The organism is Rhizobium acaciae (assembly GCF_025941625.1).
Taxonomy (GTDB): domain Bacteria; phylum Pseudomonadota; class Alphaproteobacteria; order Rhizobiales; family Rhizobiaceae; genus Rhizobium; species Rhizobium acaciae.
In genome coordinates this window covers 1-22084 of sequence record NZ_JAPCZO010000028.1, presented here as the reverse complement: position 1 = coordinate 22084, position 22084 = coordinate 1, and the positions used below count along the sequence as shown (strand labels likewise).

15 protein-coding genes, 5 pseudogenes and 1 other annotated feature are annotated in these 22084 nt (G+C 57.7%); of the genes and pseudogenes, 13 read left to right on the top strand and 7 right to left on the bottom strand.

Annotation, left to right across the window (positions count from 1 at the left end):
- Positions 1–19: 19 nt before the first annotated feature.
- Positions 20–172, bottom strand: a complete 153-nt coding sequence (locus OLZ32_RS32580) for a hypothetical protein (RefSeq protein WP_264424427.1) — start codon at positions 170–172, stop codon at positions 20–22.
- Between the two features lie 685 nt (positions 173–857).
- Between OLZ32_RS32580 and OLZ32_RS32575 the strand changes: the two genes are divergently transcribed.
- Entirely contained in the window at positions 858–1085 is a 228-nt protein-coding gene (locus tag OLZ32_RS32575) for a helix-turn-helix transcriptional regulator (protein WP_264424425.1), read from the top strand.
- 387 nt (positions 1086–1472) lie between these two features.
- On the opposite strand, the gene OLZ32_RS32570 is transcribed toward OLZ32_RS32575, so the two are convergent.
- A protein-coding gene (locus OLZ32_RS32570; protein ID WP_264424423.1) for an IS3 family transposase occupies positions 1473–2560 on the bottom strand; the annotation gives its coding sequence in 2 pieces (ribosomal slippage) (positions 1473–2299 and positions 2299–2560; 1089 coding nt in all).
- A gap of 40 nt (positions 2561–2600) precedes the next feature.
- Here OLZ32_RS32570 and OLZ32_RS32565 point away from each other — a divergent pair.
- Complete coding sequence (locus OLZ32_RS32565) at positions 2601–3317, top strand: IS110 family RNA-guided transposase (RefSeq protein WP_264424421.1); 717 nt, start codon at positions 2601–2603, stop codon at positions 3315–3317.
- Positions 3314–3481, top strand: a complete 168-nt coding sequence (locus OLZ32_RS32560; RefSeq protein WP_264424419.1) for a hypothetical protein — start codon at positions 3314–3316, stop codon at positions 3479–3481. Before OLZ32_RS32565 ends, OLZ32_RS32560 begins: the two co-directional genes overlap by 4 nt.
- A 324-nt stretch (positions 3482–3805) precedes the next feature.
- Here OLZ32_RS32560 and OLZ32_RS32555 read toward each other — a convergent pair whose 3' ends face one another.
- On the bottom strand, positions 3806–3943 hold the full coding sequence (locus tag OLZ32_RS32555; protein ID WP_264424536.1) for a hypothetical protein: 138 nt from the start codon (positions 3941–3943) through the stop codon (positions 3806–3808).
- A 117-nt stretch (positions 3944–4060) separates the two neighbouring features.
- On the opposite strand from OLZ32_RS32555, the gene OLZ32_RS32550 reads away from it, so the two are divergent.
- Positions 4061–5101: an IS110 family RNA-guided transposase gene (locus tag OLZ32_RS32550; RefSeq protein ID WP_264424417.1), complete on the top strand. Its 1041-nt coding sequence runs from the start codon at positions 4061–4063 to the stop codon at positions 5099–5101.
- A 354-nt stretch (positions 5102–5455) separates the two neighbouring features.
- Here OLZ32_RS32550 and OLZ32_RS32540 read toward each other — a convergent pair.
- Positions 5456–6530 (bottom strand): annotated as a pseudogene (locus OLZ32_RS32540) (IS3 family transposase); the annotation flags it as partial.
- Positions 6130–6246 (bottom strand) — a sequence feature (AL1L pseudoknot). It overlaps the preceding pseudogene by 117 nt.
- A 324-nt stretch (positions 6531–6854) precedes the next feature.
- On the opposite strand from OLZ32_RS32540, the gene ectB reads away from it, so the two are divergent.
- Together ectB and OLZ32_RS32530 are read left to right on the top strand one after the other, a co-directional pair.
- Complete coding sequence (gene ectB, locus OLZ32_RS32535; protein ID WP_264424415.1) at positions 6855–8129, top strand: diaminobutyrate--2-oxoglutarate transaminase; 1275 nt, start codon at positions 6855–6857, stop codon at positions 8127–8129.
- Between the two features lie 363 nt (positions 8130–8492).
- Positions 8493–8904, top strand: a pseudogene (locus OLZ32_RS32530) (recombinase family protein); the annotation flags it as partial.
- A gap of 516 nt (positions 8905–9420) precedes the next feature.
- Here OLZ32_RS32530 and OLZ32_RS39495 read toward each other — a convergent pair.
- The gene (locus OLZ32_RS39495; RefSeq protein ID WP_406649209.1) at positions 9421–9753 is read right to left on the bottom strand and encodes a transposase; all 333 of its coding nucleotides are present in this window, start codon (positions 9751–9753) and stop codon (positions 9421–9423) included.
- Between the two features lie 429 nt (positions 9754–10182).
- A complete protein-coding gene (locus tag OLZ32_RS32525) occupies positions 10183–11349 on the bottom strand; it encodes an amino acid kinase family protein (protein ID WP_264424413.1) in 1167 nt (388 codons plus the stop codon).
- 388 nt (positions 11350–11737) lie between these two features.
- Between OLZ32_RS32525 and OLZ32_RS39490 the strand changes: the two are divergent.
- The 4 genes and pseudogenes from OLZ32_RS39490 (at position 11738) to OLZ32_RS32510 (ending at position 15338) form a co-directional block, all read left to right on the top strand.
- Positions 11738–12207: pseudogene (locus OLZ32_RS39490) on the top strand (transposase).
- A gap of 64 nt (positions 12208–12271) precedes the next feature.
- Positions 12272–12544 (top strand): hypothetical protein, encoded by a 273-nt coding sequence (locus tag OLZ32_RS39485; protein WP_406649180.1) that lies wholly within the window; start codon positions 12272–12274, stop codon positions 12542–12544.
- 533 nt (positions 12545–13077) lie between these two features.
- On the top strand, positions 13078–14367 hold the full coding sequence (locus OLZ32_RS32515) for an LLM class flavin-dependent oxidoreductase (protein WP_264424412.1): 1290 nt from the start codon (positions 13078–13080) through the stop codon (positions 14365–14367).
- A 737-nt stretch (positions 14368–15104) separates the two neighbouring features.
- Entirely contained in the window at positions 15105–15338 is a 234-nt protein-coding gene (locus tag OLZ32_RS32510; protein WP_264424411.1) for a hypothetical protein, read from the top strand.
- Here the strand turns inward: OLZ32_RS32510 and OLZ32_RS39480 are convergent.
- Positions 15269–15664, bottom strand: a pseudogene (locus OLZ32_RS39480) (transposase); the annotation flags it as partial. The gene OLZ32_RS32510 and the pseudogene OLZ32_RS39480 sit on opposite strands and share 70 nt — an antisense overlap.
- A gap of 227 nt (positions 15665–15891) precedes the next feature.
- Here OLZ32_RS39480 and OLZ32_RS32505 point away from each other — a divergent pair.
- The 3 genes and pseudogenes from OLZ32_RS32505 to OLZ32_RS32495 all read left to right on the top strand — a co-directional run bounded on the left by OLZ32_RS32505 (position 15892) and on the right by OLZ32_RS32495 (position 21732).
- Positions 15892–17190 carry an ATP-grasp domain-containing protein gene (locus OLZ32_RS32505; protein ID WP_264424520.1) on the top strand — a complete coding sequence of 433 codons (1299 nt, stop codon included), beginning with the start codon at positions 15892–15894 and terminating at the stop codon, positions 17188–17190.
- A gap of 271 nt (positions 17191–17461) precedes the next feature.
- Positions 17462–18805 carry an MATE family efflux transporter gene (locus tag OLZ32_RS32500; RefSeq protein ID WP_264424410.1) on the top strand — a complete coding sequence of 448 codons (1344 nt, stop codon included), beginning with the start codon at positions 17462–17464 and terminating at the stop codon, positions 18803–18805.
- Positions 18806–20306: 1501 nt separating this feature from the next.
- Positions 20307–21732: pseudogene (locus OLZ32_RS32495) on the top strand (IS1380 family transposase).
- Positions 21733–22084 lie beyond the last annotated feature (352 nt).

Genomic DNA, 22084 nt, shown 5'->3' with positions numbered 1-22084 from the left:
GAGGACCATAGCTTTGCTTTCAGGCGCCGAAGATCTTCTCGATCCGGCCACGGATGTCATGGATTGATGGATCGGTTGGTTCCAGGCATCGAGACGTGCCAGGGTTTTCGGCTTCGTCGCGCCCCCACATGGCGGTGGCGATGACGCGCGGCGCGCCACCTTTGGTGCGCACCGCGCTGTCGGCATAGAATCACAGTCGTTCGCTTCGGTCCAGACCCCCGCGCGCAGGTCTCATGAGCAGTTGGGCCTCCTGTCAGGTTTGACACATCCACGACATGAGGATGTTCGTCTTACTTTTGCCTTTGTAGACTAAGTTATTGATAAAAAATGTAGAACCTTTCTGTGGAGTTGGCACGGCGTTTGAAGCTGGTTCGTCACTTGGCTGAAATACCAGCCGATCTGATGGACATACCAGGTCTGCTCAGATCTGCGTTGACAGTGCAATTTGCGATGCCGCCGGCCGACGAAGGGGCGCTGGGCTGCAGTCTCTACACACCAAAGCGTCGTACATCTGTGACAACAAGTAGTTCACTAAAGGAGAGACTATGATACGGCAGCGAATGGCTACAGTCCCCCAAGTTTGGGGTTCAGCAGTAAGAGTGCACAATCAATATTCTCCCGTCGCGTCGATGCTTTCCCTAAGGCAGCGACGGAGGCGTTTGTTGCGGGTCGTTTCGCCGCTCGACCAGAGTGACGATGTTGCTCGATCGACGAGGCGGCGACGTTCGGTTTAAGGTCAGGCATCCGCGCTCCATCGAGCGGGCGCGATAGCAGCCTTCTCGGCCAAGTAATCGCGAGTTGGCGATCAATCGAGCATTGCAGCTTTCCGCAGGCAATTCCACCTGAAGGTAGCCAAGTTGTCGAATTCTACTCGAATCGAGAATACGACCAGCCTTTCTCCAAGAGAAAAGGAGTGCATTCTGTGGGTCGCGAGAGGAAAATCGTCATGGGATATAGGTATTATTTTGGGAATTTCCCAAAATACTGTCAACTTCCATATTAAAAATGTGATGCGAAAATTGAATGTTTCAACAAGAACGGTCGCAGCCATAAAAGCAGTAAACTTCGGTATCATCGAATTGTGAAGGCGCTCCCCTATCGATTGGTCCACTTGATGTCGTAGAGGAAATGCCTCGTGGATACCTTTCTACCTGCTTGGCTAAAGGCAAACGTGCGAGTGTGAACTGATGGGGTGGATGCCCCCTTCCGCCGGCGTCGGTATGATGCCTGCTTCGCGCCACGGTGGCGCTTACGGAGGGAAGGCAGATGACACAAGTGCATATCCTTGCGATCGACCTCGCGAAGCGGAGCTTCCAAGTCTGTGGAACGGATCGCGGCGGGGCGGTTCTATTCAACCGGCTTCTTTCGCGAGCCCGATTACAGCAACTTTTGAACGAGCAGTCGCCGTGCATCGTCGCGATGGAGGCCTGTGCGGTAATCCCCCCGTTTTTAACGGAGCTCCATCGTAGAATTCACGCGGCCATTTTCAGTTTCTGTGCGGGTGTGATGCCGCCGATGCCCATGTTGGGCCGCTCGTTGTTGTAGGTCCATAGCCACTGCGTGGCAAATTCCTGCGCCTCCTCGATGCTTTCAATGATGTATTGGTCGAGCCATTCATGTCGGACGGTGCGGTTGTAGCGCTCGACATAGGCATTCTGCTGCGGCTTTCCGGGCTGGATGTGGCTCAAGGCAATTCCTTGGGTTTCGGCCCATTCCATCAGTTTGCCACTGACATACTCAGGTCCGTTATCCACACGAATGGCGAACGGTTTGCCGCGCCATTCGATGATCTGGTTCAGGCTGCGGATGACGCGTTCTGCAGGCAGCGAAAAGTCTACCTCGATTCCCAGCCCCTCGCGGTTGAAATCGTCCAGGACATTCAGCAGCCGGAATTGCCTGCCGTCTTCCAAACGATCCGCCATGAAATCCATGGACCAAACCAGGTTCGGTGCATCCGGCACAGTCAAGGCATCGGGCTTGTCCCGCTTCAACCGCTTGCGTGGCTTGATCCTGAGGTTCAACTCCAGCTCGCGGTAGATGCGGTATACGCGCTTGTGATTCCAGCGATGTCCCCGGACATTGCGCAGGTAAAGGAAGCACAGGCCGAAGCCCCAGGTCTTCTTTGCCCGCGTCAGTCCGATCAAGAGATCGGCGATCTGCTCGTTCTCGTCGTTCAGCTTGGCGCTGTAACGATAGCAGGTCTCGCTGACCGCGAAGGTGCGGCAGGCAAGCGCAATGCTCACCCCGCGCAACGCCACTGCCTTCCCGGCCATCTCCCGGCGTTGAGATGGCCGCGTTACTTTTTTCCCAAAGCCTCCTTCAGCAGTTCTGCCTGCATGCTCATCTCGGCATACATCTTCTTCAGCCGACGGTTCTCATCCTCCAAAGCCTTCATCTGACTGATCATCGACGCGTCCATGCCGCCATATTTGGATCGCCATTTGTAAAATGACGCTGTGCTCATTCCATGTTCCCTGCAAAGTTCGGGGACGGGGACACCCCCTTCCGCCTGGCGAAGGATGGCAAGGATTTGTGGTTCGCTAAATCTGCTCATCTTCATCAAAATCTCCTCGATCATAAAGCCCGAGAAAACTCTACTTTTGAAGCCCGTTAATTTGCGGGAGGATTACCGTGCCACCAGCCATTTCTGGGGCCGCTTTGCTCAAGGCTGTGGCCATAATGTACGGCTAATTCCGCCGATCTACGTGAAGCCGTTTGTCAAACGACAGAAGAACGACGCAGCCGATGCAGCGGCGATCGCTGAGGCTGCACAGCGACCGAACATGCATTATGTCGAGGTCAAGAGCGCTGAACATCAGGCGCGTGCGGTGGCGTTTCGAACGCACCAGTGCTTCGTGCGCCAGCGCACCCAGCTCATCAATGCGTTGCGTGGGCACCTCGGCGAATTCGGGATTGTCGTTGCTCAAGGACTAGCCAATCTCACTGCGGTTGTGGGCATTCTGGCCAATGAGACAAATGATCTCCCTGCTGGAGTCAGAGAGATTGGTCAGCTTTACCTGGACCAGATCAGAATGCTGACCGAGAAGATCGACGGGCTGATGCTGAAGCTTCGAGAAGCAACCAAGGCGAATGAAGATATGCGTCGACTTTGCACCGTTCCCGGCGTCGGACCCGTGACCGCCGGCGCGATCCTCGCATTTGCTCCCGATCTCCGCGCATTTAAGAGCGGCCGGAATTTTGCTGCCTGGCTCGGCCTTGTGCCCAGGCAGCACTCCACGGGAGGCAAGACCCGACTGGGTGGTGTCAGCAAGATGGGGCAGACCGATATCCGAAGCTACTCATCGTCGGAGCGATGAGCCTGATCCGCTGGATCGTGCGCAAGGGCGTGTTACCGGATAACTGGTTGGGAAGCATTCTGGGCCGAAAGCCTCGAATGGTGGCTGCTGTCGCGCTCGCCAATAAGATGGCGCGCATCATTTGGGCAATGATGACCAGGGAGCAGAATTACAGAATGGCGTGATCCGCTGCCTTTCTCGAAAAGGCAATGCGGTGACGCCTGGGGCCAACAGCCCCGGTAAGAAGATCGACTGACGGAACAATGCGGAAAGGACTTCAATGTTCAGAATGGGGTAAACCAGTCCCGGCGCTCGAGCAAAAAGCTCTCTGAACCGATGTGGCCCTTGTTCTTCGAACTGCATCCCGGCCCGTGGCTAATCAGGCCACATCAAGAGGCCTGACACACGACCGATAGAATTCCTCGTTCGCGGACAGCCGTCAAAAAATCTTCTTGCCAAACCGGGGGCATCCACACACGCCGGGTTTGCCGGAGACCGTTTGGTTTAAGTTATGCGGCCATGGCTGGCGCGTCCAGCATGGCGTAGTAGCGTTCTTCGGCTTCGGCTGGCGGAATGTTTCCAATGGGCTCCAGAAGACGCCGGTTGTTGAACCAGATGCCGTAATGGGGCTCCGAGCCAATCGTCACTGTTCAAGTTTGTTGCGAAGTTGGAGGCGAGTTGTCGTTGTCCTTGGCGCGCGTAGCGTGTCAGCGGGGTCTTGCCATGAGGCGCCCCGGTTTTGTTCAACAACGAAGGACATCGACATGGACTTTTTTATCGGCCTCGACGTTTCACTGGCGAGCACCGCCATCTGCGTTTTGAATGCCCACGGCAAGGTAGCGAAAGAAACCAAGGTCGAGACCGAGCCGGAGGCGCTGGCTTTGTTCCTGCGCAGTTTGTCGGGGACCGTGGTCGTGGTGGGACTGGAAGCCGGTCCGTTGTCACAATGGCTTTATAAGCCCCTTACCGAGGCTGGCTTCGAGGTCGTGTTGATGGAAACGAGGCAGGTGAAGGGCGCATTGAAGGCGATGCCGATCAAGACGGACCGCCGGGATGCTGAGGGTATAGCCCGACTTCTGCAGATGGGCTGGTTCCGCCCCGTGCATTGCAAATCTGTCTCGGCTCAGGAAATGCGGGCGATACTGACTGCGCGTAAAGCAATTCAACAGTCGGCCATCGATCTCGAACTGTCGCTGCGAGGCGTTCTACGCAACTTCGGGCTAAAGATTGGACAGGTCGGCAAAGGGGGCTTCGAGGCTCGTATCCGGGAGCTGATTGAGGGCAATCTGATGCTCGAAGCCGCGGCAGCTCCGATCCTGCGGGCCCGTATGGAGTTGCGCAGTGAGTTGGCCAGACTGGAGAAACAGCTGCGCGATCTGGCTAAGGCCGATCCCATTTGTCGGCTTATGATGAGCATGCCGGGTGTCGGAGCAATCGTAGCGCTGACCGTTCGCTGTGCCATCGATGATCCAGATCGTTTCCGCTCCTCGAAGGATGTCGGCCCCTGGGCCGGCTTGACACCGAGGCGCAACCAGTCAGGCGAGCGAGATGTCGTCGGCCAGGTCACGCTGGCAGGAGACGCCGGACTCAGAACGGCTCTCTATCAGGCTGCCACGGTGATGCTGAATCGCGGCCAACCCAACTGGCTGACAGCCTGGGCGTGGAAGGTAGCCCAGCGGCGCGGAAAGAAACGTGCGACGGTTGGACTGGCACGGCGTATCGGTGTGGTGTTGCACCGGATGTGGAGAGACGGAAAGGTGTTTCGCTTCACCCGCGAGGCTGCCGTGGCAGCCGCCGCAGCGTAGTTGCTCCTCGCCGCCGGAGTTCTACCAGGAAGAGTTAACAGGCCGCGCGTGTAGCGCTGGGTCTTCGAGGTCCCTCGCCGGGACGCGGTACCCGATGACGCCGATGGGTCGACTGTAGCCGAGCATAGCTTCGAGCACGCGAACCAGATGGGCGCGCGGGAACCGCTCTTGGACTAGGCATGGTGTGGCGGCTATAACGCCGACCACGGACGGAAGCACCATCCCGGCCAGGGAAGATGACTTGGAAACCAGCAACCCACGCTCGCCGGAGCCAAGGTTTAAACTGGCCCGCGGGCGGTCAACCGCATCGTGTTGCATCCGTGTGAGCTCAGGGTACTTGACACCAACCGCCCCATTACGGAAGTCGACCCATTCGAGTGTGGCGAACTCCACGGCTTCGAAGTTGCGCCATGGTCCGCGCCGATGGATGACCTCAGCCTTGTAAAGACCATTGATCGTTTCGGCGAGGGCATTGTCATAACTGTCGCCGACGCTTCCGACGGAAGGATCGATGCCTGCTTCGGCCAGCCGCTCGGAATAGCGAATGGACACGTATTGGGCAGATTCAAGCGGTCGTCGCAACACCAACTGATTGGAGGTTGCAATGACGATCCACAAGCGCGCTTCGGACAGATGCACACGAGAGAAACAACGGTCTCCAGGACGACCATCGGCGTGGCAGCGTGAGGAGCGCGGCCGTTTCTGGCAAGCTATTGCCTCGGTGCACGAAACTGGCGATTTACGCGGTCGAGCGGGCATGGAGCGGCTTTGTCCGACACGGTGGTTTTGACGGGCTTGCCACGGATAACGCCTTGAAGCCCCATCACCCTCATGAGCCGGGCGACCGTGCAGCGGGCAATATCGAAACCCTCCCGCTGCAACTGTCGCCAGACTTTCCGCACGCCATAGACCTGGAAGTTCTCGTTGAACACCCTGCGTATCTCGATCTTCATGGCCATTTCGCGACGGGCGCGGGCCGACAGGCGATCCACGTCCGTGCGCTGGGCGACGTTCTCGTAATAGGTGGACGGGGCAATCGGCAGCAGTCTGCAGATAGGCTCGACCCCGAGCACCGAGCGGTGTTCGTCGATGAAGGAAATCATCGCTTCAGTGGGCGGTCGAGCTCCGCCTGGGCAAAATACGCAGACGCCTTGCGCAAAATCTCTTTGGCCTGGCGAAGTTCCTTATTCTCCCGTTCCAGAGCCTTCATCTTCTCGGCGAGGTCGCTCGGCAGGCCGGCTCGCTTGCCGCTGTCGACATCGGCCTTCTTCACCCACTCATTGGGCGTATGCGCCGAGCAGCCGATCTTGGCGGCTATGGAAGATACCGCTGCCCAGCGCGAGGGATGTTCGGCTTCATGTTCCGTCACCATTCGCACGGCGCGGGCACGGACTTCAGGAGAGAATTTGTTCGTCGTCTTGCTTGTCATAGACCCTACTTCTCACGAGTTGGGGTCTCCGGTAAATCCGGTGCGGTTCAGTGCTTTGCGCGAGCCAATCTTGCTTCCGACGGGAGGTTTGGCCCGGAAGCCGCAAACCGCATCGTAGAACGGATTATTGCCAAGGCGAATACCAAAGAACGGCCGGTCAAAATACTATCATCCCAAGTAGGCGCCGAGGCCGAGCTTGTCTACTAAAATGGCGACGTCACCGCCAGAAGTCCCATTTAGAGCTGATTGTAAAGGCGCCCGAGGTCTATCGTCAGCTCAAGAGTATGTTCAGTGCTGGTGCCGTCGCTTTAATGGAGGAAGATCATGGTCCAAGAGAGTAGCTCCAATTCCCTAATTGCCTTCGAAACCCTCGAGTCGAACGTACGGTCATATTCGCGTTCCTTTCCTGTTGTGTTCAGGACGGCCGCAGGAGCCATTCTGGAAGACGAGAATGGTTGTGAATTTATCGATTTCCTTGCGGGAGCCGGCGTACTGAACTACGGGCACAACGACCCCCATCTTTTGAACAATGCCGTTAAATACCTAAAAGAGAACGGAATTATTCAAGGATTGGACATGGCTACGTCAGCAAAGCGCAACTTTATGGAGTATTTCCAGGAAATTATATTGCGCCCACGTGGTCTGACATATAAATTTCAGTTTCCCGCTCCCACGGGCACCAATGCCGTCGAAGCTGCTTTGAAACTTGCGCGCAAGGCAACCGGTCGGCATAGTATAGTTTCATTCACGAACGGCTTTCACGGAGTGAGCTTAGGCGCGCTTGCGGCAACCGGTAATCGATACTACCGAGATGCGGCAGGTCTTCCTCTAAGCGGTGTTGTGTTTATGCCGTATGACGGGTACTGGGGAGTCGATAATGACACTTCGGAATATTTGGAGAGGGTGCTTTCTGATGCAAGCAGTGGAGTTGACCGGCCGTCAGCCATTATTCTGGAAACCCTCCAAGGCGAGGGGGGGATCAAACCTGCGCGCAAAGAGTGGCTGCAATCGGTTGAACGACTGTGCAGGAAGAATGGCATTCTCCTGATTATTGATGACATTCAGGCAGGCTGCGGCCGAACGGGCAATTTCTTCAGTTTCGAGTTTGCGGATCTATCGCCAGACATCATTGTTTTGTCGAAATCCCTTAGCGGCTGTGGCCTGCCACTATCCCTTTTGTTGCTCAAACCCGAGCTAGACGTTTGGCGACCGGGCGAGCACATTGGTACTTTCAGAGGCAACAATCTTGCATTCGTGACGGGGACTGCTGCTTTGCAAAAATATTGGACAGATGAAGAGCTGTCTGCGCGTGTTACAAAGATGGGGGCCATTACGAGCGTGCGTCTTCGGCAGATTGCTGATACGAACCGCGACTCTGGCCTTTCCGCACGCGGAAGGGGCATGATGCTGGGACTCGATTGCGGAACAGGAGAACTGGCCGAGAGAGTCGTCCGCAGAGCATTCGGAGACGGGCTTGTTGTAGAGCGATGCGGCGCGGACAACCAGGTTATCAAGCTTCTTCCTCCGTTGACTATTGACGAGCAGACGCTTGAACGTGGTCTGGACATTCTCGATAATTCTGTCCACGCGAGCACCTAAAGTGGTTACCGCGTTCTGCTCCTTCTAAAACCGATCACGTTCGTGATTGAACAAACGAGGACTTACAATGAGCGCGTGAGCATTCTCCGGCTGCGGTTTCCTGCCCTCTACCGTACAGTGGAGCGGCACCTGGTCATACGCCCTCGAAATTTAAGGAAGAGGAGCCGGGCCCTTGGAAGATGATCTGGACTACACTAGTGCCGCCCATAAACCGCCTACCTACTGACTTCATTGTGCGAAACGCGACATTGTGCAAGCAAAGCCGGCGGTTTTCACGTTGCATCAAACCACGGATTCTAAGGACACACATTGTCGGCTCCTGCGGTTGCGGGTTTGTGCCATGGGACGACGCTGCCCAAGGAGCGCAAGCCTGCCGAACGTCCTTCGAGCATCACGGTCGACCCAGGCACGTTCGCCAATTTGGCGGATAACCTACAGGCAGCCTGGGATGCTCCTAGTGTGACCATGCGCGCGCCAGCAATTGCTCCGTACGTTGATTGCCGACATCGTTGTTGACGATTTGGAAGGGTGGTCAGCACTCCGAACTCAGGGTGCGGAAGCTTCAGAGTGGCAAGCATGGCTGCGCAACGACAGAGGATGCCTTGGCGGTGATGCGAAGCATGGCCGGGCGCTGGTCCGATGAACATACCGCCGCATCGCTCAATCGAATGGGCATGCTCACGGGGCAAAGAAGACCTGGACCGCATACCGTGTCGCTTCCGTAAGGCGCGTACGCGCAAGCCACGCGTACAAATCAGCAGGCAGTTGTGGCCAGCCACTGCAACGACACTGTCGAGGCTCGTTGAGGGACGTCGCAGGTGTGATCCGGCCTTTTGAACAGGGCCAACTTGCATTGACGCGGTTTGGGATCCACAGACGCGTGACCCACTACGCCGAACTGGCGGGCAAAACAGTACCGTCGATTGAGACGAAGCGTGTTAGCCCCCGATACAGTCCGGCCCATAGCGGCAGTCCACCTGCTGCGCTGGCGTCGATATCAACACAATCCGTGCCTGGCTTGGCTATGAGTCTCTCGACACGACGCATATCTACACCGAAGTCGATATGGAAATGAAGGCGAAGGCGCTTGCTCGGTCGACATCTCTGACCAACAAGCCACTGTCCTCAGCGCTCGCTGCCATCCGTGATGGCATTCCTGAAGGCGCTGTCGTGGTCGCAGAGTTGAAACATATGTTGCGGTTCAGGCCGGGGAAGCGAGCCTTTTTCCGGCCACCGTTACATATGGTCGGCAGCAACATAACCGCTATAGGCGTCCGCCTGCAGAATACCGCTATACCGGTACCGCGAAAGACGAAGGCGTCGGCCGTAAATGGACCTCGGCGGAGACCCTCTGCACAAGCAGCGCCAGACCCTTGGTCGCGGCTGCCAGGTCGCATGGCGCTGCTGAGCCAATTCTCACCTTCACGCCGTTTGGGAAGTCCACTGCGATGGCCAGTTCGACCGCGTCACTGCTGGCAGAGTCAACGAGCTTGGCTGGCCGAAAGGCAGGCTCGGCCTGCTTGACGAAAGCTTGCTGCCGCCAGGTGTAGATCAGCCCAGTCGAAACGTCGAAGCGGCGTGCGACTTCAGAAACCACCGCGCATGGCGCGAACGCCTCCCCCAGTATCCTGCGCGCGATCTTCTAACGATCATCCCGACGCCGCTCTGGTCCCGTCAGCAAAACTGCATGTCCCATGAATTGCTCAGTGCGCTCTTAAGTTCAATCTTGAGAGCGCAGACTTACGGGAAACGCGGAACTTCGCAAGGCGGTCTCCGCCGGAGGGATACGCTGCAGCACACTATGGACGGACACTACATTAGTTCGCCAGCAGCACGGCAACGCCGTCGACCCCGTCCTGGCCGCCGCGGGCTACAACGGCTCGCTGCTGCTGCTAACATGGTTCCGGGAAAATTCTCCCCGTCCGCCAACTTGTTCGGGGCGCGCCTTACCTTTAAGCTGTCATGGTTGAGGCGCGCGTTATCGAACCTGGATGGCGTCTACTCCCCCTGTCGGCCGAACAGCTGAACGTCACCAAACAGGCCATTCGCCGCCTCATTGCGAATTCTCCGGCCTACTATTTGCGCGGATGAGCAGCGAAGTACAAGCGGAACGCTGCTTGGCCGTTGTGGGCCTGAGCGGTCCGCCACCCGTTCCAGGATACATTCGTTCATGAATCTGGCGCGCTCGGGAAATAGCTCGTTCATAATCGGTGTCCAAGTGAACTCGCAACGTTGAAGAATCCAGCTCTGTCACTGCGGTTCTTGAGCCCGTGGAGATCAGGCGAGGGCCCTTCTTCGCGACAAGGCGCATGGCAAAATCAACATCGCTTAAAATGCATATGCCAGGCCCGTGGTCGTCCTCCAAACGAAGTATACCGACGTTCTGTTGATCAAGAAGAGCGCAAATCTTGTCGCGTTCTGCGAGGCTGTTGCACAATAAAGCCGCTGCCTCACGAGTCACTGTCACGGAACGGCCGTCCCCATGGTCTGTGACAATCGTGCCCGTAACTGCTCCGTCACTAGTGAGTGATTTGCAAGTAATGGTTATCGCGTGTTTTTCGGCATAGTCCACCGCTCGGTGGTGCAGTACCTTTGCGCCATGTCGCGACATCCGTGCAATTATCCCATAAGCAATCTTTGGAAGCAGTTGTGCTCCCGGAATAAGATAAGGGTCTGCCGTATAGACGCCCGGAACATCCGAGTATATTTCGCAAGAACGCTCTCCGAGCATGGCCGCAATCACGATTGCGGTGAGATCGGAGCTGTTTCTACCGAGAAACGTTAACTTGCCGGACGGATCAATTGCTTGGCCACCGGCGGCAATAACAACATTATTCTCCTGTAATGCAGCTTTAAGTGGATTTGGGTCCAGGCTCTCTACGGAAGCACGACCGAAGTCTGAATTCGAACGTATTCCAAGGGAATAGCCGTTTAATGAGGTCACAGGAATGCCTAGCCCGCTGACGGCCGCCTCCAGGAGGCAAGCACTGAGCATCTCTCCGGTTGCGAGCGCCGCATCGAGGTTCGATGGTATTGGGTGCCTGTTGACGTCGAGCATGACTGCATTGAGATTGTCGGTCGTTCCCGACATCGCGCTGACCACGGCAATGATTTTCTTTTCGCCTGCCGCTAATCGCCCGGCAACATGGCTAGCGACTCGAAGGAAATCAGCAGGCCGCTGAAAACTAGAGCCTCCGAATTTCAAAACCGTTGCGTTCATTGTGCACCAATCATGTCGCTGGCGATTTTAAATTTTACTGACACGTACCTTTGAGCGCCACCCCAGGTTAGTCGTGGCCAAAATCGCGACCGGACGCATCAGCTCCTGAGTTTGGTATGCGCGATGTCCGCCACAAACTATTTGATGATGAAATTCTCGAAAACTACCAGGATCGGTAGTTCTACTGAGTCAGAAGGTCGCGGCTGTCGATTGCGGCGCATCAGCTATCGGTGAAGTTTACGATAGGATGAGGCGCCGATGGCGGTTGAACGATCGGATGAGAGTGGCTCGCGCTTTGCGACCTATATCGAAGAACTGGTGAGCGCGGTCGGTCAAAACGACCGCGCAGGTCCGTTGCGGGACTATTGCACGGGTTTGCTGATGCCCTGTGAGCGCAGATTGCCAGGTCGCCGTCTCGCTGTCGCTTGCCAATGCTCGTGTCAGCCTGCCGGTGGCCTATCGGCTGTACCAGCCGCAGGGATGGAGCGATGACGGCGCCCGCCTGCGCAAGGCGGGCGCTCCTGACGACATCGGCTCCAAGACCAAGCATGAGATTGCGCTGGATCAGTCGCGCTGGGCCTGTGTGCGAGCGGCCTGCCGCGCGGGGTGGTGCTGATGGACGCCGGCTACGGCAACAAGGCGGGGCTGCGCGCGGCCGTCACGGCGGTGGAGTTGAGCTATATTGCCGGCATTTTGTCGAATGCAACGGTGTGGGCGCCCGGCACGGGACTGCTGCCGCCGAAGCCCTGGTCGGGCCGTGGACGACCGCCGAAGCGCTTGCGGCGGGGCAGCGAGCATGAACCGGTCGCGGTGGAAGAGCTGGCGCTCGCCTTGCCCGAGCAGGCAGGCTTGGCATAGGATCGACTGGCGCGAAGGCAGGAAAGAGCGGCTGTCCTCACGCTTTGCGCGCGTGCGAGTACGTGTGGCCCAGCGCGACCACCGGCGCACCGAGCCGCGGCCGGAGAAATGGCTGCTGATCGAGTGGCCCGAAGGGGCAACCGGAGCCGGCAATTGGCTGTCGACCCTTCTCGTCGAGATTGCTTTCGACCGCACTGATGGCCTTGCCAAGCTGCGCTGGCGCATCGAGCGCGACTACCAGGAACTCAAGCAGGAGATCGGCCTCGGGCATTTCGAAGGCCGCGGCTTGGCTTCCATCACCACGCCACCTTGTGCGTCGCCGCCTATGGTTTCCTGATCTGCGAACGGGCAGCGATTCCCCCACTTCTGGACGAACGGCGCCCACAAAGTAGCCGCGTCGCGTTTGTAGCATATAACACGAGAGGCAAGGCAGATTGATGGCCGGGCGAGATCGACACCGAGCCGCAGGTTATAAGTGTCCATCAGGATTGATGGGCACTTCTATTGCAACGCGCAGATGCAACTTAGCCTCACGCATTCCTTCGGCTGATCTTTCGGCGTGCAAGGCGTCCCGCTTCGGACAGATTCTTCGAATTTGCCACCGTATAAGATTTCAATCCTTCGTAAAGGTGTGCGGCTGACACCGAGTTTGCACGTCGACTCGCTTCCGTTGATCCACCTCCCCGGCTCTCGAACGAGATTCCTTGTCCTGAACCTGACAAGAGCCCACAACCTTACGGGAATACTTGGCTCTCCTTTTCGGTTGGCGTTACAGAGATAACTGTAAGCCAGTGACTTAGCTAGACGTTCTCTCGTGCGGAACATTCCTTGCTTCTTTATGCGTAGAAAGCCAAAGTGAAGGAGCGCTGAATGCCACGTCAGATGAAGTTCGTAGCTTTCCTTATGGCGGGGCCAACGTGCCATCACTATGCCATGTGGCGCCATCCGGGAACAGAGAATAGGTTTCTTGACCCCGCATTCTGGGAAACGCTGGCGCGAACGCTTGAGGTCGGGAGATTTGACGGCCTCATATTCGCCGATACCCTGTCCTTCTACGACGAAACCATCATGGCACGTGGCGGACAGATTTCACTCCTCGATCCTATCCCGCTTGTAGCGATAATGGCACGGGCGACGTCGCGCATTGGGCTTGGCGTGACCATACCGACGAGTTGCCAGGAGGCCTTTGCGATCGCGCGCCTGCTTTCCTCACTTGATGTGCTAAGCGGCGGCCGCATCGTCTGGAATATCATCCCTTCTGCAAACGATCTTGCGGCACAGAAATCAGGCAAGGATACGCAGCAGAATGATGAACCTTTCGACCGCGCCGAAGAGGTCCTCAAGGTCTCTCTCGACATGTGGAAGGGGTGGGCCGACGACGCGCTCGTCGTGGACAAGGAAAGCGGGGGCTTCCTTGGGGAGGGGAAGGTGCGCCGCACCGAGATTGCCGGAAAATACATCGGGGTAAGGGGAATGTTCACCGTTCCGCCGAGCCCTCAGCGGCAACCCGTCATCATGCAGGCCGGATCGTCACCGCGCGGCCGGAATTTCGCCGCTAACTACGCCGAGCTTGTCTTTACGCTCCAGCATTCGTTGCCGGACATGCAGGCATTCTATGCCGACATGAAGGATCGCGTCGCTAAGGCTGGCCGGAATCCGGGCGATTGCGCCATCCTTGTTTCGGTGAACGTGATCGTCGGCGAAACGGAAGCGATTGCCCGCGAGAAGCAGGCTTACATCAATGAAATGGTCGACACGCGCCTCAGCGTCGCCATCCTGGCGGATCGTACTGGCATTGATCTGTCGCAATATCCGATAGAAAAGCCGATTAGCCAGATCCCGGCGGTAACCGACTCGCTTGGCTGCTTCAACGTTACCCTGCAAGGGACCAAGCCCAGCAATCTCACTCTCGGCGAAGCGGCCAAGCAGTTTGCCACAAGCGAGTTTTGTCCTCAAGTCGTGGGGACGCCTAAGAGCGTAGCTGACAAGCTTCAGCAATTCTTTGAAAATGAAGGCTGCGATGGCTTCGTTGTAACACCCACTGAAATGCCTGGCTCCTTCGAGGCATTCACACGATCGGTTGTCCCGATTCTTCAGAAGCGCGGCGTCTTCCGCAAGGAGTATCCGGGCTCGACACTGAGGGAAACAATCAGGGCGTGATCGATGCGGACGCAGATTGTCGGCAGCACCAGTTGCGTACGCATCCGAGTAGGGCCGCCTTGTAGGAATTGTCGGATATGGCACTGACTGTCATTTTTGACGTTAAAAGGGACGGTGCGGATGCTATTCGGAACCTGGCTTGTGTGCGACGACGGTGCAGCGACATGGGATATCGCGTTCGCAGTTATATGAATGGCGCCGGCTCGCACGAGCGTGGCAAGTGGATGTCGCGTCGCCTGCCAGCGACTTTGTCCAGCATTTGTTGTTTCAGAGATAGAGCCGACAGCAGGAGTCATTACCGAACGCAGCCGGTGGAGGTTGTCAGCGCGAACGACCGCGATGTCGACGTCAAGGCTCTGCTTCGGATCCTACGCGGACTGGAGACACTTCGGTAAATCCGTTTCCGATGGGAACAGGCGTCAAGGTTGGCTTTCGCCGCGGTTACGGATATGCGCTGTGGGCTTTCCCTCTCTGGAGCTTCGGGTGCAGGAAGTTCTGAAGCATGATCCGTTGATATGTGTCGAGTTCGTCTATGTGGAGGTTGATTTGCAGAGCATTTTAGATTGGCGTCGCGGTATTCGACATTGCGGAACGCAACGGGTCTGATGGCGACGGTAAGCTAAAAACTGTTGGGCTAAGCCGCGCGGCGCGAACGGCGTTCTATGGTATTGAATGGTGTCCGTCCAAGGAAACGGCATCGCCTGGTGGCGTGCATGCAGGGGGTCGCGGGAGCGCGGGTGACGAAAGCAGCGCGGATTCCGGTTTCGAAAGAGGTGACGATTGATTCCCTGACCTACCGGAAGGCGCTGGTGGGCGCGACGACGCACACTTTCGCGGGACCGGCCCGGTTTGCCGGCCGCACCGGGCGATGCGGCGACGATGAAAGTGCTGCGCTTGTTCATCACGTATCCCGGTATGGCGGTGGTCCGGTGACGCCGTCGAAGGTTTCGATTGTGATCATCTGCCCTTGACGACAGGCCGGGCATTGCCTGAGGGACCACCCAATGAGTTCCTGGTAGCGGTCGCGGTACTCTTTCGGAGCCTGGCTCTCTGATGGCTCGGGAACCGGCATACCGAGTAGGTCGCGGCAATGGGCAAGCTTTTGTCGCGATAGCGATTGCCGAGGAAACCGTAATAGCGGATGCAATGCAAAGCCCCTCGGGCAGGCCGTGCCACAGAAAGCGGCGATGAACTCATCGGCCGACACGGTCATGACCTTTGCCGATCGCCGTGCCGATAAATCCGTCCAGCGGAAACGCACCGCGCCATCCTCGATATCTACCATAGCCGCGCTACTCGCCCCATAGCAGCTACTCGGCGGGACACGACCGATGCCGACTATGTCGAGAAGGCGACAAATCCGCCCCGCACGACGACGCCTTCAGTAGAAAACAACTGTATTTGAAGGGAGATAGGGGAATCAAAACGGTTGGCACGAATGATGCTGCCAAGAATGCAGCTACGAACCACGGCGAAAAAGCTGATGCCCAGACTACCACATCGCACAAGGAAAGTTCAACGCCAATGGCACAAAGGGCACTCATCCTGATTGAAGGCGCAAGCAATAGTCTGAGATACGTCCAAGCGGCCCAGCGTCTTGGTCTTCATCCAATTATCCTGTCGGCTGACCCAGCACAGTACCACTTCCTCGCGGTGGAGGGCGCTGACGCCATCCGGGTCGATACCAACAGTCTTGAGGCGCTGATCCGTGAATGTTCCCGGCTGCGTGCGATCTATGATATTGCTGGCATTACGAGCGCCCAGGAGGCGGTCTATGCGACAGTTGGCAAGCTCTGCCGGTATTTCGATCTACGGGGACCGAACCCCGTATCGGTTGAACGATGCTGCGACAAATTCACTCAACGTCAGCTCCTCGCAGAGGCCGGGATTCCCGTACCTGCTTATCGCTTGGCAGCGAACGCAAGAGATGTAGAAAGCGCGGCCACGGAAATCGGCCTGCCGGTGATTGTCAAGCCAGCTGTCGGCATCGGCAGCAGCGGTGTCCAATTGTGCCGCGATGCCGATGAGTTAACCGAACATACGACCCGTCTGTTGAGCCGGGCGGGCATAGGGCGGTCCTTGCCGAGGATACTGGTCGAAGAATTCGCACAAGGTCCGCATTATAGCATTGAAATCATGGGAAATGAGGTCGTTGGGATTGCCGCCGCTGATTTCGGCCCGCCACCTAATTTCGTCTGCCGTGAGTACATCTATCCGGCCCTGCTGACTGATGACCAACATAAGCAGATCGCCGAGATTTCGGTGAGCTGTTTGCGAACTCTTGGACTTGGCTGGGGGCCGAAGAACATCGATCTCCGGTGGACGAAGCTTGGCCCGGTCGTCATTGAGGTCAATCCGCGTCTTGCTGGCACGCCCGCTCCTCAACTGGTCCAGTTGGCTTACGGTGCCGATCTCGTTACCGAACACATAGAACTCGTCATCGGCCACCAATCGGATTTGACCACGAGGCATTCGCACACTGCGGCAGCACGGATCCTAGTTCCTGATCGTGATGGCACTCTCGATTGGATCAAGGGCCAGCGTCTGGCTGCTGTTTTGCAAGGTGTCGCCGAGGTTAAATTGTGTGTTGAACCCAAGGCGCCGATCGTCAGGAAAGGCGATTCGCAAGACAGGATCGGATATGTCATCGCCGCCTCACCCAGCCGTGTTCGGACTGAGGCGATACTTCAGCGTGCCGTCGACTTGATCGTTTGGTCGATCACACCATTTCCGATACTTGACGGACAGGAACAATCTGCGGCCACTCCCTCCCGGACCGGTGAAAAGAAAGCTCTTAATGGACCGTCTAATCGCAGTGACTGAGACAGGCCCTTTTCCAGCTTCTGAGATACGTCTGCCGGTGCAGGGTCGTCTTGGCGGTCGACATCGGTCGTCACGTAATAGCTTCGCGGGAGGAGCCTTCAAATATGGACGACTCACTGCGCTGAGCCAAGGGGTGCCACCCGATCAAGCGGACGCAAGGTGGCAGATCTGGCAAACGGAAGGCTGTTGATAGCCGCTCTCTGAAATTGGTGCAGGGTTTTCGTGAGTACCGCCGGCAATCACGTCGCAGTAGATGAATTAGGAGTCGAGCGTGGAACAGGAAGCGCAGCCTCTCGGATCTAGACCATTCCGAGTCACCAATCGGCAGGTCCTGGCGATCGCCATTCCGATGGCACTCGCATATCTTACTACGCCGCTGCTTCGGCTCGTCGATACGGCCATTGTCGGCCGATTCGGCGATGTCGCGTTGCTGGGAGGTCTTGCAACCGGAGCGGTGGTCTACGACGTCGTCTTAACGCCATTCAATTTCTTGCGCTCCGGGACGACTGGGTTAGTAGCGCAGGCTTTCGGGAGGGGCGATACTCCAGAAGAGAAGGCGGTCTTCTGGCGTGCATTATTGATGGCCGCGATTTCCGGCCTGGTCATGGTTTTGCTTTCGCCGCTGATTGCCGTAATCGGCGAATGGTTCATGCATGCGGACCAGCCGGTGGCTGCCGCGATGGATATCTACATCCGCATCCGCCTGATCTCGGCGCCTGCCGCACTGATCAACTATGCGCTTCTCGGCTACTTCCTAGGTCGCGGCAACGCTGCCCTCGGACTCTTCCTGGAACTTTTCATGAATGGGATGAATATCGCCTTCTCGATCGTCCTAGGTATTTCTCTCGGCTGGGGTATTGCAGGCGTGGCCTGGGGAACCGTGTGCAGCGAGGCCATCGCTATGATCGCCGGTATGACGATTCTCGTCGGACGCTTCCGTGAAATACCTAAAATGTCATGCCAACATACATTCAACAGGATAGCGATGAGGCGGATGCTTCACCTTAACGGCGATATCTTGTTCCGCTCTCTCGCGCTCACGGGAGCCTACGTCCTATTCACGCGGCAGGGCGCCCAGCTTGGTGCGTCAACACTCGCGGCCAATGCGGTGCTGATGCATGTCTTCTTCGCCGGGGCTTATTTCCTCGACGGGTTTGCGTCGGCCGCGGAGCAGCTAGTGGGCCGTGCCGTTGGCGCCCGTTGCCAGCCAGCTTTCTCGCGAGCCGTCAGGCTAACCGCGGCCTGGGCATTCGCGCTCTCGGGTTTCACGAGCATCGTGGTCTTCTCATTCGGAGAACGGTTTATCGGCGCTATGACAAAGGCAGGCGACGTGCGTGCGGAGGCTGTCTCGTATCTTCCCTGGGCGGCCTTCGCCACATTGAGCGGCGTGTTGGCCTCCCAGATGAACGGCGTCTTCATCGGCGCCGCCTGGTCACGCGAAATGCGCAATACGATGCTCATATCCTGCGCCGTCTTTATCGCTGCTTTGTTCTCGTTCGGCCAGATGTTCGGCAACGACGGGCTCTGGGCCGCACTGCACATATTTCTGCTCTTACGCGGGATAAGTCTGCTGTCGGCCATGCGTCGCCGTGTGCGCACTGCCTTCGCGGGATGATCGTAAAGCGTTAATTCCACCGCACAGGGTTGGTTGCGTGGCGCTCTGTGCCATCGGCAGAGTACGCTTGGGGATCAGTTGGCGCTTTCGCATCAGCCCAAATGATGTGACAGCACATCCGCTCGAAACGGGCGACGACGGACTTGCCGCGAACAGATGACAGACCGGTCCGGGAAATAGCGCGGCTCCTGTCCGAGAGTGGCTTCGTTCGATTCATTACATTGATCTCTTTGTCTCAAGGTCCTCCAGGAATGCGCCGATGAAAGGAGCGTCTAAATCCCGCAGTGTCAACTGAGATGGGGATCTCCCAAGGCGCCTCTGTACGAACGCAAACAGGAACCAGAATGTGTCGCGATAGGAGGGAATGGTGTTGGAACTTACACCTCGATGTTTCATGAGCCGATCTGTGAACCACCGCTCGATCAGCACGGCCAGGTCGTTCGTGCGTTTCATGACCGAACCTCCCAGCGCTTGTCCAATCGCCCTACAGCATGGTTCATCAGTTCTGACCCAGCGGACAGATACCAGTAGGTGTCGCGAACATTGGCATGGCTGAGGAAGGTCGATGGAACCGGCAGCTCGCGTTCCACATCTTCGCCAGCGCGATGCCAGTTGATCAGGTCTGGAGGGCGAAACGGTGACGGGAATCTCTGGACCGTCGCGATTCCCCTCCTGCCGTAGTCCGATTTGCCGGAATAGTCGCCGGATTTGGCTTGCAACTGCACCCGGATAAGACGCGGCTAATCCGCTTTGGGCGGTATGCTGTGCAACAATGCCGGGAACGTGGTATCCGCAAGCTAGAGACCTTCGACTTTCTGGGATTCACACATTGTTGCGGCAAGCGGCGCAATGATGGTGGCTTCAAGATTGTCCGTCTGACGATTAAGAAGCGCATGCGAACGACGCTGACGGCTATTCGAGAAACGCTGACGCGGCGACGCCATGAACCGGTGGCAGTGGTAGGTCGGTGGCTACGGCAAATGTTACAGGGGTATTTGAACTACCATGCGGTACCTGACAATCTTCGACGATTGGGAGGGTTCCTATGGGAGCTCGGGCAAATACCTGCCCCCGTGCCACCTTATGCATCCGCATCCAATTGCTCGGCTTACCGCCACAACTTCCGATAGAAGCCGTATGCGGTAGTGACGCACGTACGGATCTGGCCGGGGGGCGATGGGCAACCATCGACCCTACCGGGACCGGGCCCATCGACGCCACCCATTCCATTGCCAAATCAATTGTGATGGTATCGGCGCCGCGGGCTTCCATGAAGATGAGGGCCATCAGGCGTTGGCGATCAGTCGAAGAAACGGTGAAGATATTCCTGTGCGCATGCGCCACACTCGCAGACGCACGCGCCAAAGGGAATCCTAAACGGACTCTTATGTTAGGCGGAAACCACTAGCCCGAATCTCTCAAAGTAAGGGGCGTGCCGGGGCCGCGAATCTGAGAAACTGCTTTTGCTACAAAGGCCTAACAGATTCGTAACGGAGCCCCGATGCAAACAGACTGTATCTCCACGCAGTTGGAATTTAAAGGCTTCGACGGCCACAAAGTCGTCGCTGGTTTCGACGGCGGCGCGATCCCTCGGATGCCGGTGCGCTGCTGCTTCGCCACGTCGATGCGGCCATCGGGCTGTTCGACCGGGTGGCCGCCTGCTTCGTTGATGGCCGCGATCGCAAGTGCACGGTCCACAGCACGCGCACGCTAGTCGGGCAGCGCATTGCGGCGATCGCGCTGGGCTACGAGGATGTCGACGATCACGACACGCTGCGCCACGACCCGGTGCTTGCGCTGCTGTCGGAGCGGCTGACGCCGAAGCGGCAAGACTGTGCAGTCCTTGCCTGAAAATCCACCTTGAACCGGCTGGAGCACGGCCGCCCCGGCGCGCCAACGCGCTATCACAAGATCGTCTATGACGCCGGGGCTCTGGAAGCGTTGTTCGTGGAACTGTTCCTGGATGCACACGACAGGCCGCCAGAGGAGATCGTGCTCGACCTCGACGCCACCGATGATCCGCTGCACGGCAATCAGGAGGAAGAGTTCTTCCACGGCTATTACGACGGCTATTGCTATCTGCCGCTCTACATCTTTTGCGGCCGACATCTGCTTTCGGCCAAGCTGCGGCGCTCCAACATCGACGCCAGCGCCGGCGCGGTCGAGGAGGTCGGCCGGATCGTCAAGCAAATCCGCACGCGCTGGCCTGGCGTGCGCATCGTTCTTCGCGCCGATTCCGGCTTTGCCCGCGACGAACTGATGGACTGGTGCGAGACCAGCAACGTCGACTATGTCTTTGGTCTTGCCCGCAACAAGCGGCTGGAAAAGGAGATCGCCGAGGCCCTGGAGGAAGCGCGCCTGGAGGCCGGGACAAGCGGCCAGGCTGCCCGCGTCTTCCGCGACTTCCTGTGGTCGACGAAGGACAGCTGGTCACGGCGACGGCGGGTCGTCGCCAAGGCCGAATGGACGATGGCGGCCCCCAATCCGCGCTTCGTCGTCACCTCGCTGGAACCGGAATGCTGGGCGGCACAACCGCTTTACGAGAAACTTTACTGCGCGCGCGGCGACATGGAGAACCGCATCAAAGTGTGTTTCGGCGTGCAAATTTGGACGCCGATTGACACATCAAAGAATGCCAGCTCGATCTCTATGCCGACCGCACCAGCGCCCACACCATGCGCGCCAATCAGTTGCGGCTCTGGTTTGCGTCGTTGGCCTATGTATTGATCGGTGCGCTACGCCGCCTCGGCCTCGCTCATACCCGGCTTGCCGATGCCACCTGCGGCACGATCCGATTGAAGCTGTTGAAGATCGGCGCGCAGGTCCGCGTCTCAGTCCGCCGCCTCAAGGTGGCGATGGCTTCGGCCTGCCCCTATGCCGAGGAGTTTGCTCTGGCTCACGCCCGAATATGCGCTGCGGCCCGATGATGCCGCCGGACCTGAACCCACCTACCAACAAAAAGGATACATCTCCGGCCCAGACAAAACGCCCCACATCGCGGCGACGGTCGCGCGCGTCTTCGGCGGCGAGCCTGGCCCCGACCGCCGCCAAAAGCCCAACGTCAACCAACGCAACAGGCGCTGTGAGAGATGCGGGCTAGTTCTTTCCCTGGTCGCGCCGCGCTTCCATTCTCTTGCGGCAAAACTTCGTTCAGCCGAACTATCTTATTGAGTTTAAAAGCTAATCTCCCTAATATTAGGCCTGGACATCAATCATCTATCAGCCACGCCTGCCAGAAGGAGCGCCGCGTTGTTTGCCGCGTCATAGACCTGCAATTCC

What these genes read in the sequence shown, in the direction of transcription:
- OLZ32_RS32560 (WP_264424419.1), top strand. Translation starts at nt 3,314, where the DNA reads ATGAGCCTGATCCGCTGGATCGTGCGCAAGGGCGTGTTACCGGATAAC.
- OLZ32_RS32550 (WP_264424417.1), top strand. Translation starts at nt 4,061, where the DNA reads ATGGACTTTTTTATCGGCCTCGACGTTTCACTGGCGAGCACCGCCATC.
- ectB (WP_264424415.1), top strand. Translation starts at nt 6,855, where the DNA reads ATGGTCCAAGAGAGTAGCTCCAATTCCCTAATTGCCTTCGAAACCCTC.
- OLZ32_RS32525 (WP_264424413.1), bottom strand. Translation starts at nt 11,349, where the DNA reads ATGAACGCAACGGTTTTGAAATTCGGAGGCTCTAGTTTTCAGCGGCCT.
- OLZ32_RS32515 (WP_264424412.1), top strand. Translation starts at nt 13,078, where the DNA reads ATGCCACGTCAGATGAAGTTCGTAGCTTTCCTTATGGCGGGGCCAACG.
- OLZ32_RS32505 (WP_264424520.1), top strand. Translation starts at nt 15,892, where the DNA reads ATGGCACAAAGGGCACTCATCCTGATTGAAGGCGCAAGCAATAGTCTG.